The following is a 15,286-nucleotide window of genomic DNA, read 5'->3' as shown; positions in this document are numbered from 1 at the left end:
TCCCGAATCGCTTCGGGAGGGGCCGGCGGTCCCGTGTGTGCAGGGCTGCTGCGCCGGGCTTACACCGAGGGCCAGTTCGGCAGGGTCGGGCGCTCGACCCGGCCCCGGCAGCAGTCGATGCTGCACGCCCCGCTGCCGGGGGTCAGCGCGCGTGTGCCGGGGATCGCCGGCGTCTCCGGGGTCTGCCCGGACAGCTGTGCGAGGCGCTCCTCGACGAGGTCGACGAGGCCTGCGACGAACGTCGGGTGCGTGCCGACGGTGGCCACCCGGGTGAACGCGAGGCCGAGCTCCTCCGCCGTCTCCTTCGCCTCGGTGTCGAGGTCGAAGGCAACCTCCATGTGGTCGGAGATGAAGCCGATCGGGGCGAGGACGACACCGGTGACGCCCTCGGCGGCGAGCTCTTCCATGCGGTCGTTGACGTCGGGTTCGAGCCACGGCACGTGCGGTGCACCCGAGCGGGAGCAGTAGACGAGCTCCGCGGGCAGCCGGTCCGCCTCGGTGAGGCCGCCGAGGAGGAACTCCATGAGCTCCTCATGCTGGGCCTGGTAGCCCACGGTCGCCACCGCCGAGGCCTCCTGCATGACGTCGGGGATCGAATGCGTGACGAAGAGGATCCGGTGACGGGCCGGGTCGAGGGCGCCGACCTGGGCCCGGAAGTCGTCGAGCCCCTCGCGCAGCAGCGTCGCGCACGCCTCGGCGTAGCCGGGATGGTTGAAGAACTGGCGGACCTTGTCGAAGCTCACCTCGATGCCCTCGTCGGCGAGTCCTGCGACCGTGCCGGCGAAGTCCTCACGGTACTGCCGGCACGAGGAGTAGGAGGAGTACGCCGAGGTGTCGATCGCGAGGAAGCGGGAGCGTCCGGCCGCCGCCTCGGTGCGGGCGACATCGGTGAGGTAGGGCTCCCAGTTGCGGTTGCCCCACACGAGCGGGAGGTCGAGGCCGCGCCGCTCGAGCTCGGCGCGCAGGGCCGCCAGCAGCGCCTTGTTCTGGTCGTTGATCGGGGACTTGCCGCCGAATCCGTAGTAGTGCTCCCCGACCTCCTCGAGGCGCTCGTCGGGGATGCCGCGCCCCGCAGTGACGTTCTTGAGGAACGGAACGACCTCCTCGGGCGATTCCGGTCCGCCGAAGGACATGAGGACAAGGGTGTCAATGGGGGCTGTCGTATTCACGTCAGAGATTTTACAGCGTGTAGAGATCGCTCGCCCGTTGTCCGCACCCTGAGCACGTTCGACTCACTTTCGCCGCCCACCGCTGCCCGCGCGTGCCCCGGCCTGCCGAATTCGCGACTCGCGAGCAAATCTGCGGGGCTGAGCGGTGCGGTCGTGACACGATTCTTCATGAGAAGCGATAAAGGAGCGAAATGCGTGAACTCATCTTGCACGGGGTCGATGCCGACGGCACTCATCTGCTCCTCGGCGATGACTCCGGGGCACAGTATCGACTGAAGCTCGACGAGTCCCTCTATGCGGCTGTGCGCAAGGACAGGGCCGTCGTGCGCTCCGACTCCCCCATCCGCCCGCGCGACATCCAGGCGATGATCCGCGGCGGGATGAGCGCCGAGGAGGTCATCGCGGCCACCGGCGCCGACCCCGACCAGGTGCGCACGTACGAGCGCCCGGCCCTGGCCGAACGCGCCCACATGGCGCACACCGCGAGCCGGCACCCCATCTATTCCGATCACGACCCCAACGGCGACCCGACCCCGCTCGTCGAACTCAGCCAGACCCGTCTGGCGATGCGCGACGTCGACATCGAGACGATGGACTGGGACGCGTGGAAGCAGCAGGACGGCAACTGGTACATCGAACTCAGCTTCATCGCCGCCGACCGCAAGCGCACCGCCGGGTGGAACTACTACCGCGGGTCGCTCACGGCCCTCGACGATGAGGCGAAGTGGCTCGCGGACTCCGGTCCCACGGACACCGGTCCGATCCCCGGCTACAGCTCGAGCCGTCGCACCACCGAGGAGATCGACACCCCTGACCCGCAGGCTTCGGCGCCGGAGCGGCCGGCCGAGCAGCCCGCGACGCTCGGCGATCACCAGGCCGAGACCGGGCGGATCCTCGAGAACCTCCGTCGTCGCCGTCGCGACGACGACGAACCCCGCGGTCGCCTCCGCGCCGTCACCGAGGACCCCGAGACCCACCCGCAGGGCGCGCACACCGCGCCCGGGCGTCCCGCCGATGCCACCGACGATGAGGTGTTCGCATTCGAGGACAGGATCGCCGAGGCGGCGAGCCGTCACAGCGCGGCGAAGGCCGGCGATCGCGGGCCCGCGCAGGCGGAGGCCTCATCCGATGCCGCTGACGAACCGCAGGAGCCGACTCAGGAGGTCGGCACGTTCGACGACGACAACCAGCTCTCCCTGCTCAACGAGCCCGGGGTGAGCGACGGGGTCGAGACGTCGAAGGACACCGAATCGAAGGCGAAGAAGAAGAGCAGCCGCGCCTCGGTCCCGAGCTGGGACGAGATCATGTTCGGATCGAAGCGGGACTGACGTCCGTTCCCAACCGCAGCACGCGGTCGCCTCCGTCGATGAGGCTCTCATCGTGGGTGACCATGATGACCGTGTGATCGGGGAGGTTGGCCCGCAGATCCGCGACGAGGCGGTGGGCCGTGGCCGCATCGAGGTGCGCGGTGGGTTCGTCGAGGACGATGACCTCGGCCCCGCTGAGCAGGGTGCGCGCGACGGCGAGGCGCTGTCTCTCCCCTCCTGAGATCTCCGTCCCGTGGTCCCCGACCCACCGGTCGAGGCCCTCGGGGCTCGCCCAGTGACCGAGTCCGGCGGCGGTGAGCGCGGCGAACATCTCCTCCTCGTCCGGCACATCCCGGCGCGCCAGGGCGAGGTTGCCGCGCACCGTCGACCGGAACACGTGCGCCTCCTGCGGGCACCACGCGATCCGACCGGCGAGCTCGTCGGGGTCGAGCGCGAGAACGTCGACGCGCTGCCCGTTCCGCTCCTGTGCGTCATAGCGCCCGCGCCACGGGGTGAGGAACCGCAGGAGGACGCTCACCGTCGTCGTCTTCCCGCTGCCGCTCTCCCCGCACACGACCGTCCACCTGTCCGCATCCGCAGCGAGGTCGAGGTCGTCGAGCACGGGCACGCCGTCCCAGCCGACGGTGACATCGGCGAGTTCGAGAGCGGTGAGCGCCGAGGCGGCCGCCGGGTCGTCGTCGGCCTCATCGTCGTCGTGGCGGGAGTCCGCGGTGACGGGCGGCAGGCGGTCGAGGGCGATCCCGAGGGCGGGCATCTGCCGCCACGCGGTGAGCGCCGAGGCCAGTGGGTCGACGAGACCGAAGGTGCTGAGGACGACGACGGCGAGGATCTCCGTGGGCGCCGGGGAGATGAGGGCGATGACGATCGCGGCGAGCACCGTCGTCACCTCGACCCACAGCTGTGCGGCGCCGAAGTTCCGCGCCGAGGCGCGCTGCGCGGCCTCGAGGTCGTCTTCGGCCGCGGTGAGCCGGCCGAGGACGGCGGCGTTCGCGCCGTTGGCGCTGAGGTCGGTCTTCGCCCCGAGCGCACGGGCGAGGAGGGAGAGGATCCGTGCCTGTCCTGCGCGGATCCGCCGCGCCCACGGCGCCTCGGCACGGACGAAGACGAGCGGGACGACGACGAGGTTGACGAGCGCGAGCGCGACGAGGACGGGCACCGACCCCGGATCGAGGATCGCGGTGGCGATGATGACGGCGACGATGACGAGGGCGGAGACGACTGGCGGGAAGAGGGTGCGCGGCACGAGGTCGCGGACCTCGTCGGCGTCGGCGACCATCGTCGTCAGCGCCGTGTCCGAGGTGAGCATCGTGCGGTCGCTCATGCCCGCGCGCTCGAAATGCGACCACAGCACCGAGCGCAGGCGCCCGAGCGCGGAGAAGATCGCCGAATGGAGGTTGAGTCGGCTGACGTAGAGGAAGATCGAGCGGCTGAGACCGAAGAAGCGCACCCCGACGATCGCGACGAGCAGCGTCATGATCGGCGGCCCGTACGAGGCCTCGACGATGAGCCACCCGGAGAGTGCGGTGAGCGAGATCGCCGCGAGGCTCGAGGCGCATGCGGTGAGGAGGGCGATGAGCATCGTCCACCGCATGAGCGGCAGCGCGGTGCGCAGCGTCGCCGCGCGCCGGCGCAGACTCCCGGGTGCGGGCACGTCGCCGGAGCCGCGTTCGGGAGACACGACCGCGGTGTCTCCGGAGCGGTCACCGACTGTTGGGGCACCAGCTGACACCGCGGCACCAGCTGAGGCCGGGGCCAGGTTCGGGGCCGCCACGGTCGCCGTCGTTCCCGCGGTCGTCGTGCCCGCGGTGTCATGCGAGTCGTCCGTCGCGGTGTCCGCAGTGCCCTCCTCGACCGGTGCGGTGGAGGCGGAGACCGGGGCCGCGGTGACGCGCGGGGTGATCGTGTCGGTCGCGAGCGCGAGCACCCGCGGGTCATGGCTGGCGAGGACGATGCGGGTCGCGGCGGCCGCCTCGGCGAGCATCGCGATGATCAACTCCGCATTGTCGTCGTCGAGGTGGGCCGTCGGCTCATCGAGGATGAGGAGGTCGGTGTCCCTGCCGCGCACCCGCACGAGGGCGAGACGGCGCAGCTGCCCGGGGCTGAGCGCGCCGGTGGGCAGGTCGAGGGTGGGCGGAAGGCCCGCGGTGAGCAGCGCGGCCTCGGCTGCGCCACCGGTGAGTCCGAAGGTCGCGAGCTCCTCGCCCAGGGTCGCCCCGAAGGTCCGCGGGGTCTGCGGCACGAGCGCGGCGCGGGCGGGTGCCAGCGTCGTCGTCGCCCCGGCCGCGAGGCTGCCCGAGAGCGCCGCGAGGATCGTCGACTTCCCCGCTCCGGAGGGGCCGAGGACCGCGGTGATGCCCGGGGTCGTCGGGATGGAGCCGTCCCAGGCGACGGTGGTTCCGTCGGCGTAGGTCACGGCGTGGTCCGCGTGCGCAGCCGCCGAGGCGGGACCGGCTTCCTCGTCGTCACCTGCGGCGAGGAGGGCCTGGGCCCGATCGTAGGACTCACGGCCGTTCTCACTGGCGTGGAACCCGGCGCCGAGGGCGCGCAGCGGCATGAAGCACTCGGGAGCGAGCAGCAGCGCGAGCAGTCCGTCGCTCAGGTCCATCGTGCCGTAGACGAGGCGGACGCCGATGACGACGGCGACGAGCGCCACGGAGATCGTCGCGATGAGTTCGAGGGCGAGGCTCGAGAGGAACGCGATGCGCAGCGTCGCGAGATTCGCCTGGTGGTAGTCGGTGCTCAGCCTGCGCAGGGTGCGGGCGTGCTCCCGGGACCGGCCGAGCCCGATGAGGACCGGCAGACCCTCGGCGAGTTCGGCGAGGTGGTCGGACATCCGCTCGAGCGCACGGGTGCTCTCTGCCGTCGTCTCCTCGGTGTAGCGGCCGATGAGGACCATGAACAGCGGCACGAGCGGCAGGCACGCGATGATGATGACCGCCGAGAGGAGGTCGGCGAAGAGGATCCGCACGAGGAGCACCGCGGGCACGACCGCGGCCTGGGTGAGTGCGGGCACGACCGTCGTGAAGTAGTCGTCGAGGTCATCGACCCCGCGCGTCACCGTCACCGCGGCCTTGGCCCGGGGCATCCCCCGCCTGCCCAGCAGCGTGGAGAGGATGCGGGCGCGCAGTCCGCGCTTCGCCTCGGCGGCCAGCCCGGTGCCGAGGCTGTGGTCGGCCCACAGGCTCGCCCCGCGCAGTCCGGCGCCGAGGAGCCCGAGGACGATCCACAGCGGGAGCGATCCGAGGTCGAGGATCGTGCGCACGAGCGCCTCGGCGATGAAGACGATGCCGACGGCCCGCGCTGCCGCGCTCGTCACGGAGAGGACGAGGCCCCTCCTGCCGGCGGGCAGCGACAGGAGGATCCCCAGTGGCGAGCTCACGAGCGGATCGCCGCCGGCACCTTGTGGGCGTCGGGGATGTGCGACTCGGTGAGGCGGTTGAGGTACTGCCGGTAGCTGAAGATCTGGTAGCCGAGCACGATCGGGAAGAAGATCGCGGTGACGACGAGCATGACGCCGAGCGTGTAGTCCGACGACGATGCGGTGGCGATCGTCAGCGAGAACGCCGGGTCGAGCGTCGAGGGCAGGACGTTCGGGAACACGCCGGCGAAGACCGCGCCCATCCCGGCGAGGAGGAAGACGCCGTGGAGGAAGAACGCCTTCTTCTCCGCCCCGGCCCGCAGCGCGACGAACGAGGCGATGAGCGCGATGAGGGCGATCGCGACCGGCACGATCAGCCATGCGCTGTGGCGGATCGAGAGGGCGAACCAGATGAGGAAGGGAATCGCGAACGGCAGGGTCGTCGCCAGTGCCCAGCGGCGGGCCTTGGCCCGCAGCTCGCCTTCGGTCTTGAGGCAGAGGAACATCAGACCGTGGACGAAGCTGAAGCCGACACCGCCGAGTCCGCCGAGGAGGGCGGGCCAGCCGAGCCACGCGAAGGGACCGCCGACCATGTCGCCGTTCTCGTTGAGCGGCAGACCCGTCGTCGTGATGACGAGGAGGGCGCCGATGAGGAACGCGACGACGGTCGAGCCGATGGCCATCGCCCAGGTCCAGAACGTCAGCCAGCGCTGCGTGTGGCCCTTGCCGCGGTACTCGATGGCCACGGCGCGGAAGATCAGCCCGAGCAGGCACAGGGTGAGCGGGATGTAGAGGGCGCTGAACAGGGAGGCGTACCAGTGCGGGAACGCCGCGAACATCGCGCCGGCCGCCGTGATCAGCCACACCTCGTTGCCGTCCCAGACGGGTCCGATCGAGTTGAGCAGGACGCGCTTGCCGCGCTCGTCCTTCGTGAAGATCGGCATGAGCATGCCGACTCCGAGGTCGAACCCGTCGAGGAACAGGTAGCCGATCCACAGGACGGCGATGAGGACGAACCAGATCGTTGCCAGGATTTCCATCTGTCTTCTCCTCCTCAGTACGCGAACGACAGAACGTCGTCGTCGTTGCCGGTGATCGTGGGCTTCTTGTTGGACTCGGCGAGTTCGGGCATCGCCGAGGCGACCCCTCCTCTGGTGTATTTGATGATGAGTTTGAGTTCGACGACCATCAGCCCGCCGTAGACGAGGGTGAGGCTGATGAGGGAGAACAGCAGCATCGCCGGGGTCAGCTGCGGTGAGAGCGCGGCCTGGGTGAACATGTAGACGCCGTCGAGCTGTGCCGGGTTGGGGGCGACGACGAAGGGCTGGCGACCCATCTCGGTGAAGATCCACCCGGCCGAGTTCGCGATGAACGGTGCGGTGATCGCCAGAAGCGCACCGCGCATCATCCAGGGCGAGGCCGGCACCGTGCCCTTGCGCGTCAGCCACAGGGCCAGCGCGCAGACTCCGACCGCGACGAAGCCGAAGCCGATCATCGCGCGGAAGCCCCAGTAGGTGACGATCATGATGGGCTGGTAGTTGATCGGCTCACCGGCGTGCTCGCCGTAGCGCGGGTCGTCGGGCAGGTTCGTCCCGTACCGCTCCTGGTACTCCGGCAGCAGGGTGTTGACGCCGTGGACCGGGGTGGTGAAGTCGCCGTTGGCGAGGAACGAGAGCAGGCCGGGGACCTCGAGCACGGACTGGACGTCGGAGCAGTTGTTCGACTGCAGGTCGCCGACGGTGAGCACGGAGAACTCCGTGCCGTCGTGGCAGGCGCCCTCGGCCGAGGCCATCTTCATCGGCTGCTGCTCGAACATCAGCTTCGCCTGGATGTCACCGGTGATCGAGACGCCGGCGAAGGCGATGATGCCGGAGATCGCGCCGATGCGCAGGCACTTGATCCACACGCGGTAGTCGATCGCGTCGCGACCGGGCACATCGGGGGCGCTGCCGACGATGACCTTGCCGTCCTTGCCGACGGTGTCGATGCCGTCCTTGCGGCGCCGGTAGAGGTGGTACCACGAGATGCCGACGAGGAAGCTGCCGCCGACGGCGACAGCGCCGAAGAGCGTGTGGGTGTAGGCGGCGATGGCCGTGTTGTTGCCGAGCACCGCCCAGACGTCGGTCATCACCGGTCGGCCGTCGACGAGTTCGACGCCGACGGGGTGCTGCATCCACGAGTTCGCGACGATGATGAAGAACGCGGAGATCCACGAGCCGATGACGGCACACCACAGCACGGTGAGGTGGACGGGCCGGCTGAGCCTGCCCCAGCCGAAGATCCACAGACCGAGGAACGTCGATTCGAGGAAGAACGCGATGAGCGCCTCCATCGCCAGCGGTGCGCCGAAGACGTCGCCGACGAAGCGGGAGTACTCGCTCCATGCCATGCCGAACTGGAACTCCTGGACGAGACCGGTGGCCACGCCCATGATGAAGTTGATGAGGTAGAGCTTGCCGAAGAACTTCGTGGCCCGCAGGTAGACCTCGTTGTCGGTGCGGTGGTACATCGTCTGGAGGATCGCGACGAGCATGCCGAGCCCGAGCGTGAGGGGAACCATCCAGAAGTGATAGACGGTGGTGATGCCGAACTGCCAGCGTCCGATGAGCACCGGATCCAGTTCCATGGGCTTCTCCGTTCTAGTCGTCGAGGGGAAACTTTCTACAACACGTAGAATTCTACGCCTGGTAGAACTCTGAAAGCCACTGTCTCACATTCCAGCCCGGACCATCCCGGCATCCGTGTCCGCGCTGGTCAGCACCCGCAGACCGGAGATCAGGCGAGACTGACGCAGAGGCGCGTCTCACATGGAATTCGACACCATGTAGAGGTAGAATGGAGGCTCCAGCCGGACCAGCGCCGCAGGCGGCGCGGTCACTACCGAGGACAAGGACATCGTGGGAACTCTGGGCGAACTCGAACGCAGCGTCATGGACGCCATCTGGGCGCACGACGACGGCCTCAGCGCCGCTGAGCTGCGTGACGCCCTCGCCGACCGCGACCTCGCCCTCACCACGGTTCACACCGTGCTCACGCGTCTGGAGAAGAAGGGCTTCGTCACCCGCGATCGGAGCATCCGCCCCCATCGCTACCTCGCAGTCTCGACCCGTGAGGACCACGTCGCCGAGCTGATGACCGAGGTGCTCTCGCAGGCCCCGGATCGTCAGGCCGTCCTCGCCCGCTTCCTCGGCACCGTGTCGGAAGCCGACGAGAAGACCCTGCGCAGCCTTCTGGGGCGCAACCACTCGACGCGCTCCTGACGGCGGGCCGAGTACCACCATGAGCATCGTCGGGTGTCTCCTGGGAGTGTTGGCGTTCCTCCTCGCCTGGCCGGTTCCCGCACTGCTGCGCCGCTTCCGCAGCGACCCGATCTCCGAAGTCATCCTCTGGCAGGCCGTCGGACTCTCTGGTGGACTCTCGCTCATCGGCGCTGCCTTGGCCTTCGCCGTCGACCCCGGGGCACCGAATCTTCCCATCGGACTGTGGGATCTCATCCGCGGCGAATCGCACGCACGGCTGTCCGTCCTCGCGTGGGTCTTCCTCGTCATCGCGCTGGTGCTCATCGGGCGCCTCCTCGGCTGCCTCGCGCTGACGTTCTATTCAGCGCGGAGAACTCGACTTCGCCATGCCGAGATCTTACACCTGCTCAGCGAGCCGTCGCAGAATTATCCCGACACCCGCATCATCTCCTCGAACGAGCCCGTCGCCTACTGTCTGCCCGAGGGGCCGCGCAAGGGCACGGCGGTGCTGTCGACAGGCCTCCTTGAGGTTCTCAGCGAGGCCGAGCGCACCGCGGTCATCGCGCATGAGAAGGCCCATCTCGACTTCCGCCACGACATCCTCGTCATCCCGTTCGCGGCGTGGCATCGGGCGCTGCCGTTCTTCTCGGCCACCGCGATCGGGCTCAACTCCGTCAATCGCCTCATCGAGTTCATGGCCGACGACCAGGCTCGTCAGACCGTCGACCCGGCGGTGCTCGCGCGCGCCGTCGCTGCCGCCGCGGCGATCAGTCCCGAGCATCGGGAGGGTCTGAGCGCCGAGCGCATCGCACGCCTGTCCCAGGCGCGCCATCCCGCGCGCACGATGGTGCGCCTGTGCGCCTGCCTCGTCGCCGCGGGCCTCCTCCTCATCCCGACGGTGCTCCTCTTCGTGCCCGTCGCTCCCCTGCACTGATCCGCGGGAGCTGCGCTGAGCACCGCGCCCGGCACCGCTTCCCGCCGGGCACCGCGTCGCGCGCGGTCACAGCACTGCTGTCCCCCCGTGCCGAGGTGGCCCCGGCGCGGGTTGGTCCTCAGCTGTCGATGCGCTCGGCGTCGAGCACGGCGGCGCCGGAGACGATGAACTCCTTGCGCGGGCCCACCGAGGAGCCCATGAGGAGTTCGAAGGTCCGCTCCGCCGCCTCGGCGTCGGCCATCGTCACCCGCCGCAGGGTGCGGTCGGCGGGATCCATCGTCGTCTCCGCGAGCTGATCGGCGTCCATCTCCCCGAGGCCCTTGTAGCGCTGGATCGGCTCCTTGTACGTCTTCTTCGACTTGTCGAGCTTCTTCAGCAGCGCGTGGAGTTCGGCCTCGGAGTACGTGTAGACGATCTCGTTCGGGGTGCCGCGCTTCGTCACGACCTCGACGCGGTGGAGCGGCGGCACGGCGGCGAAGACCCGGCCCTCCTCGACGAGCGGCTTCATGTAGCGGAAGAAGAGCGTGAGCAGCAGCGTGCGGATGTGCGCGCCGTCGACGTCGGCGTCGGTCATGATGATGACCTTGCCGTAGCGGGCCGCCTCGAGGTCGAAGCTGCGGCCGGAGCCGGCCCCGATGACCTGGATGAGGGCGGCGCATTCGACGTTGGCGAGCATGTCGGCCAGCGAGGCCTTCTGGACGTTGAGGATCTTGCCGCGGATCGGGAAGAGCGCCTGGTGGTCGGAGTTGCGCGCCGACTTCGCCGTGCCCATCGCCGAATCGCCCTCGACGATGAAGAGCTCGGTGTTCGCGACGCCGCTGTCACGGCAGTCGTAGAGCTTCGCCGGCAGCGAGGAGGCCTCGAGCGCGGTCTTGCGGCGCTGGTTCTCCTTGTGGGTGCGCGCCGAGATCCGCGACTTCAGCTCCGCGACGACCTTCTCCATGAGGACCGCGGCCTGCTGCTTCTCCGCGCGCTTCGTCGACGAGAGGATGCCGCCGAGCTGGGCTTCGACGGTCTTCGCGACGATCTGGCGGACCGCGGCGGTGCCGAGGACCTCCTTCGTCTGCCCCTCGAACTGCGGTTCGGCGAGCTGGACGGTGACGACGGCGGTGAGACCGGCGAGCACATCGTCCTTCTCGAGGCGGTCCTTGCCGAGCTTGAGCTTGCGGGAGTTCGCCTCCACGGCCTTGCGCATCGCCTTGAGCGTCGCCTGTTCGAAACCGGCGAGGTGGGTGCCGCCGTGCGGGGTGGCGACGACGTTGACGAAGCTCTTGATCTTCGTGTCGTAGCCGGTGCCCCAGCGCAGGGCGACATCGACGCCGACCTCGCGTTCGACCTCCTTCGACACGAGATGTCCCGAGGAGTCGAGGACGGGCACGGTCTCCTTGAACGATCCCGTGCTCTGCATCCGCCATGTGTCGGTGATCGGCGGATCGATCGAGAGGTGGTCGACGAACTCGGTGATGCCGCCGTCGAAGCGGAAGTCCTCGACGCGTTCGGCGATGACGGCGCCGGTCTCGTCACGGGCGACGCCGCGGCGGTCGACGATGGTGAGTTCGAGGCCGGGGACGAGGAACGCCGTCTGGCGGGCGCGTTCGACGAGGTGCTGGTAGTCGAACTGGGCGCTGCCGAGGAAGATCTGCGGGTCGGCCCAGTAGTGGACCTTCGTGCCGGTGACTCCCCGCTTGGCCTTGCCGACGATCTCGAGGCCGGTGGCCTCGTGGAACTCCTCGAACGGGTTGTCCGGGCTCGGCGCCTTCCCCTTGTCGTCGAAGCGACCGGGCACCCCGCGCCGGAACGACATCTTGTGGATCTTCGAGCCGCGGGTGACCTCGACGTCGAGGCGTGAGGACAGCGCGTTGACGACGGAGGCGCCGACCCCGTGGAGTCCGCCGGAGGCGGCATACGACGAGCCGCCGAACTTGCCGCCGGCGTGGAGCTTCGTCATGACGACCTCGACACCGGTCAGACCGGTCTTCGGTTCGATGTCGACGGGGATGCCGCGACCGTGGTCGGTCACGGCCACGGAGCCGTCGGCCTCGAGTTCGATGAGGATCGAGGAGCCGAACCCGCCGAGCGCCTCGTCGACGGCGTTGTCGATGATCTCCCACAGACAGTGCATGAGCCCGCGCGAGTCGGTCGTTCCGATGTACATGCCCGGACGCTTGCGCACCGCCTCGAGCCCTGAGAGCACGGACAGATGCCGTGCGCCGTAGCTTTCCTCTTCCACACTCTTCCTCTCGTTCGATTGAATTCTAATCGCCGTGGTCCCCCGTGCCCGGGTGCGGGTCGCCGTGTCGGGCAGGTTTGCTGGAACAATGGCCCCATGACCCGCCCACGTCTCCCTTTGCGCGCCGCAGCCCTGCCCGCAGCCGCCGTGCTCGGCGCCGTGCTGCTCGGCGCCTGCGCCGCCCCCGACCCCGCGCCGAGCCAGCGGTCGACGACGGTCGCCGCCGAGCCGCTGCCGCCGGGGTCGTCCGGAAGTGCACCGCCCACCTCGGCGCGGGTCGTCGATGAGGACCTCACGGGAACGACGATCGCCATCGACCCCGGTCACAACGGCGGCAACGCGAAGGATCCCGCCGCGATCGCGAGCCCTGTGCCCGACGGACGGGGCGGGGAGAAGGCGTGCAACACGACGGGCACCGCGACCGACTCCGACTACTCCGAAGCGGAGTTCGCGTGGGAGGTCAGCGGACTGCTCACCGCTGATCTCGAGGCCGCCGGCGCCGAGGTGGTCCTCAGTCGCGACGACAACGACGGAGTCGGGCCGTGCGTCGACGAGCGCGGCACGTTCGCCGCCGACGCCGATGCGCTGGTGAGCATCCACGCCAACGGCAGCGAGTCGACGTCGGCGAAGGGCTTCCACGTCATCGTCGCCGACCCCGGGACGACACCGGAGCTCGAGACCGCGTCGACGGAGCTCGCCGAGGCGATCAGCGCGGCGCTGGCCGGGCCGTTCACCCCGAACCCCGCGTACGGGAAGGAGGCGATCAGCCCACGACCGGATCTGGCGGGACTCAACAACGCCTCGGTGCCGGCCGTCATCGTCGAATGCGGGGAGATGCGCAATCCCGAGGAGGCGAAGGCGATGGAATCCGCGGACGGTCGGAAGGAGTACGCCGAGGCGATCGCCCGCGGGGTCGCCGACTGGCTGGGCTGAGCCCTCCCGCACGGATCGCAGCGCAGACGACAGCGACGCCGGGTCCGCGGTCGGATGACCACGGGCCCGGCGTCGTCGGTGAGGCGTCTCAGTCGAGGTAGTCGCGCAGCACCTGCGAGCGCGAGGGGTGGCGCAGCTTCGCCATCGTCTTCGACTCGATCTGGCGGATCCGCTCACGGGTGACGCCGTAGACCTTGCCGATCTCGTCGAGGGTCTTCGGCTGTCCGTCGTTGAGCCCGAAGCGCATCGAGACGACACCGGCTTCGCGCTCGGACAGGGTGTCGAGCACCGAGTGCAGCTGCTCCTGGAGCAGGGTGAAGCTCACCGAGTCCGAGGGCACGACCGCTTCGGAGTCCTCGATGAGGTCGCCGAACTCGGAGTCTCCGTCCTCGCCGAGCGGGGTGTGCAGGGAGATCGGCTCACGGCCGTACTTCTGCACCTCGACGACGCGTTCGGGCGTCATGTCGAGTTCCTTCGCGAGCTCTTCGGGGCTCGGCTCCCGGCCGAGGTCCTGGAGCATCTGGCGCTGGACGCGGGCGAGCTTGTTGATGACCTCGACCATGTGGACGGGGATGCGGATCGTGCGCGCCTGGTCGGCCATGGCGCGGGTGATGGCCTGACGGATCCACCACGTCGCGTAGGTCGAGAACTTGAAGCCCTTCGTGTAGTCGAACTTCTCGACGGCACGGATGAGGCCGAGGTTGCCCTCCTGGATGAGATCGAGGAAGAGCATGCCGCGACCCGTGTAGCGCTTGGCGAGCGAGACGACGAGGCGGAGGTTCGCCTCGAGGAGGTGGTTCTTCGCGATCCGCCCGTCGTGGATGATCCACTTGTAGTCCATCGTCAGCCGCGGGTCGGTCACCTCGCCCTCGTCGAGGAGGTGCTCGGCGTACATGCCGGCTTCGATGCGCTTGGCGAGGTCGACCTCCTCGGCGGCGTTGAGGAGCGCCACCTTGCCGATCTGCTTGAGGTAGTCCTTGACCGGGTCGGCCGTGGCACCGGCGGAGACGACCTGCTGCGCGGGTGCGTCGTCCTCGTCGGCGTCGGAGACGATGAAGCCGCCGGCCTCGGTGACCGCGGCGTTCTTCTCCTTCTCCTCGGAGTTCTTCGTCTCGGTCGCCTCGGAGGGGCTGAGCTCGGTGGCGAGCGCGTCCGCGGTCGGTTCGACGTCCTCGGTCGAGTCGACGTCGGAGTCGGACTTCTTCTTCGTGCTCGCCGGCGCGTCGTCGGCTTCGGCGGACTTCTTCGTCGTCTTCTTCGCAGCGGTCTTCTTCGCCGCCGTGGTCGTCTTCGCGGCTGCGGTGGTCTTCTTCGCCGTCGTCTTCTTCGCGGGAGTCTTCTTCTCGGTGGTCTCCGAGGTTTCCTGGGTCTCCGCGCCTCGGCCGTCTCTGCCGCCTTGCTCTTCGCCGCGGTGGTCCTCTTCGCCGTCGTCTTCTTCGCGGCAGTCGTCTTCTTCGCCGCGGTCGTCTTGGCACGCGAGGTCGACGACGTCTTCGTCTTCGTTCCCTTCGCCGCTGTGGTCGTCGATCCACCCGACGAAGTGGCCTCCGACTCCTCAGTCACTGTTTTCCTGTCGACTGTCGGCACGTGTTCACCTTTCGCGAGCGCTGATACTTCCCAGTTGCACCAGGACATTACTAAGACCCTTGTCAAGGGGGCGCAAGGGTCGTGTGCCCAAGGGCGAGCGCACAGCTCTCCCAATATGCAATGACAGGGTCAACGCACAAGTCTGGCACGTTATTCCCCGCTTGGCGAATCGGCGGGAAGCCGCGTCCACGCACCGAAACGCCCTGTCCGGACACGGTCAACGCCGGCACCGTTGCAGAGATTCCCGCCGTCCCCCGCCCACCTCGGCGGCCCTCCCCCGGACGTCCTCTTGCCTCCCCCCGCCCCCGCGCACCTCGGGCGCCATGAAAAACTACCCCCAGCCGCACAAGCACCGTTCCGCTCACCGAGAGGCACCCGCAGCTGCACTCCCTACGCCTCGCACGGGCTAGAAGTGACGCTCAGGGTAGTGGACTCGAGCCAGCGCCGACCTCCGGCGCGTCATCGAACCAACTCCGCAGCCACCTCGGCGCATGAAAACTACCGGCAG

General features: G+C 68.9%; 9 protein-coding genes and 1 pseudogene. 4 read left to right on the top strand and 6 right to left on the bottom strand.

Features of this window, described 5'->3' with window-relative positions; all coding sequences use genetic code 11:
* Positions 1–59: 59 nt before the first annotated feature.
* A complete protein-coding gene (locus AC2W7K_RS17625) occupies positions 60–1,169 on the bottom strand; it encodes a ferrochelatase (protein ID WP_198498980.1) in 1,110 nt (369 codons plus the stop codon).
* A gap of 191 nt (positions 1,170–1,360) precedes the next feature.
* On the opposite strand from AC2W7K_RS17625, the gene sepH reads away from it, so the two are divergent.
* The gene (gene sepH / locus AC2W7K_RS17620; RefSeq protein WP_198498981.1) at positions 1,361–2,497 is read left to right on the top strand and encodes a septation protein SepH; all 1,137 of its coding nucleotides are present in this window, start codon (positions 1,361–1,363) and stop codon (positions 2,495–2,497) included.
* Here the strand turns inward: sepH and cydC are convergent.
* The 3 genes from cydC to AC2W7K_RS17605 are packed head-to-tail and all read right to left on the bottom strand — an operon-like array spanning position 2,472 to position 8,481.
* On the bottom strand, positions 2,472–5,876 hold the full coding sequence (cydC, locus tag AC2W7K_RS17615) for a thiol reductant ABC exporter subunit CydC (protein ID WP_198498982.1): 3,405 nt from the start codon (positions 5,874–5,876) through the stop codon (positions 2,472–2,474). The two genes, sepH and cydC, sit on opposite strands and share 26 nt — an antisense overlap.
* Positions 5,873–6,895: a cytochrome d ubiquinol oxidase subunit II gene (gene cydB / locus AC2W7K_RS17610; RefSeq protein ID WP_198498983.1), complete on the bottom strand. Its 1,023-nt coding sequence runs from the start codon at positions 6,893–6,895 to the stop codon at positions 5,873–5,875. The genes cydC and cydB overlap by 4 nt, the downstream gene beginning before the upstream one ends.
* A 14-nt stretch (positions 6,896–6,909) precedes the next feature.
* Complete coding sequence (locus tag AC2W7K_RS17605) at positions 6,910–8,481, bottom strand: cytochrome ubiquinol oxidase subunit I (RefSeq protein WP_376872212.1); 1,572 nt, start codon at positions 8,479–8,481, stop codon at positions 6,910–6,912.
* A gap of 271 nt (positions 8,482–8,752) precedes the next feature.
* Here AC2W7K_RS17605 and AC2W7K_RS17600 point away from each other — a divergent pair, with 271 nt between their 5' ends.
* Positions 8,753–9,115, top strand: coding sequence for a BlaI/MecI/CopY family transcriptional regulator (locus AC2W7K_RS17600; protein WP_198498984.1), 363 nt, complete (start codon positions 8,753–8,755; stop codon positions 9,113–9,115).
* 19 nt (positions 9,116–9,134) lie between these two features.
* Positions 9,135–10,028, top strand: a complete 894-nt coding sequence (locus AC2W7K_RS17595; RefSeq protein WP_198498985.1) for a M56 family metallopeptidase — start codon at positions 9,135–9,137, stop codon at positions 10,026–10,028.
* A gap of 118 nt (positions 10,029–10,146) precedes the next feature.
* On the opposite strand, the gene AC2W7K_RS17590 is transcribed toward AC2W7K_RS17595, so the two are convergent.
* The gene (locus AC2W7K_RS17590) at positions 10,147–12,258 is read right to left on the bottom strand and encodes a DNA gyrase/topoisomerase IV subunit B (protein WP_198498986.1); all 2,112 of its coding nucleotides are present in this window, start codon (positions 12,256–12,258) and stop codon (positions 10,147–10,149) included.
* Between the two features lie 96 nt (positions 12,259–12,354).
* Here AC2W7K_RS17590 and AC2W7K_RS17585 point away from each other — a divergent pair, with 96 nt between their 5' ends.
* Complete coding sequence (locus tag AC2W7K_RS17585) at positions 12,355–13,191, top strand: N-acetylmuramoyl-L-alanine amidase family protein (protein ID WP_198498987.1); 837 nt, start codon at positions 12,355–12,357, stop codon at positions 13,189–13,191.
* An 88-nt stretch (positions 13,192–13,279) separates the two neighbouring features.
* On the opposite strand, the pseudogene AC2W7K_RS17580 reads toward AC2W7K_RS17585, so the two are convergent.
* Positions 13,280–14,754 (bottom strand): annotated as a pseudogene (locus tag AC2W7K_RS17580) (RNA polymerase sigma factor).
* Between the last annotated feature and the right edge of the window lie 532 nt (positions 14,755–15,286).

The sequence above is a fragment of the Brevibacterium sp. LAARM2_SD2 genome (genome assembly GCF_057364785.1).
The sequence above is the reverse complement of the archived record's forward strand: the minus strand, read 5'-3'. Positions and strand labels throughout refer to the sequence as shown.

Excerpts from the sequence above, each read along its gene's own strand:
- sepH (WP_198498981.1), top strand. The coding sequence starts at position 1,361 with ATGCGTGAACTCATCTTGCACGGGGTCGATGCCGACGGCACTCATCTG.
- cydB (WP_198498983.1), bottom strand. The coding sequence starts at position 6,895 with ATGGAAATCCTGGCAACGATCTGGTTCGTCCTCATCGCCGTCCTGTGG.
- AC2W7K_RS17605 (WP_376872212.1), bottom strand. The coding sequence starts at position 8,481 with ATGGAACTGGATCCGGTGCTCATCGGACGCTGGCAGTTCGGCATCACC.
- AC2W7K_RS17595 (WP_198498985.1), top strand. The coding sequence starts at position 9,135 with ATGAGCATCGTCGGGTGTCTCCTGGGAGTGTTGGCGTTCCTCCTCGCC.
- AC2W7K_RS17585 (WP_198498987.1), top strand. The coding sequence starts at position 12,355 with ATGACCCGCCCACGTCTCCCTTTGCGCGCCGCAGCCCTGCCCGCAGCC.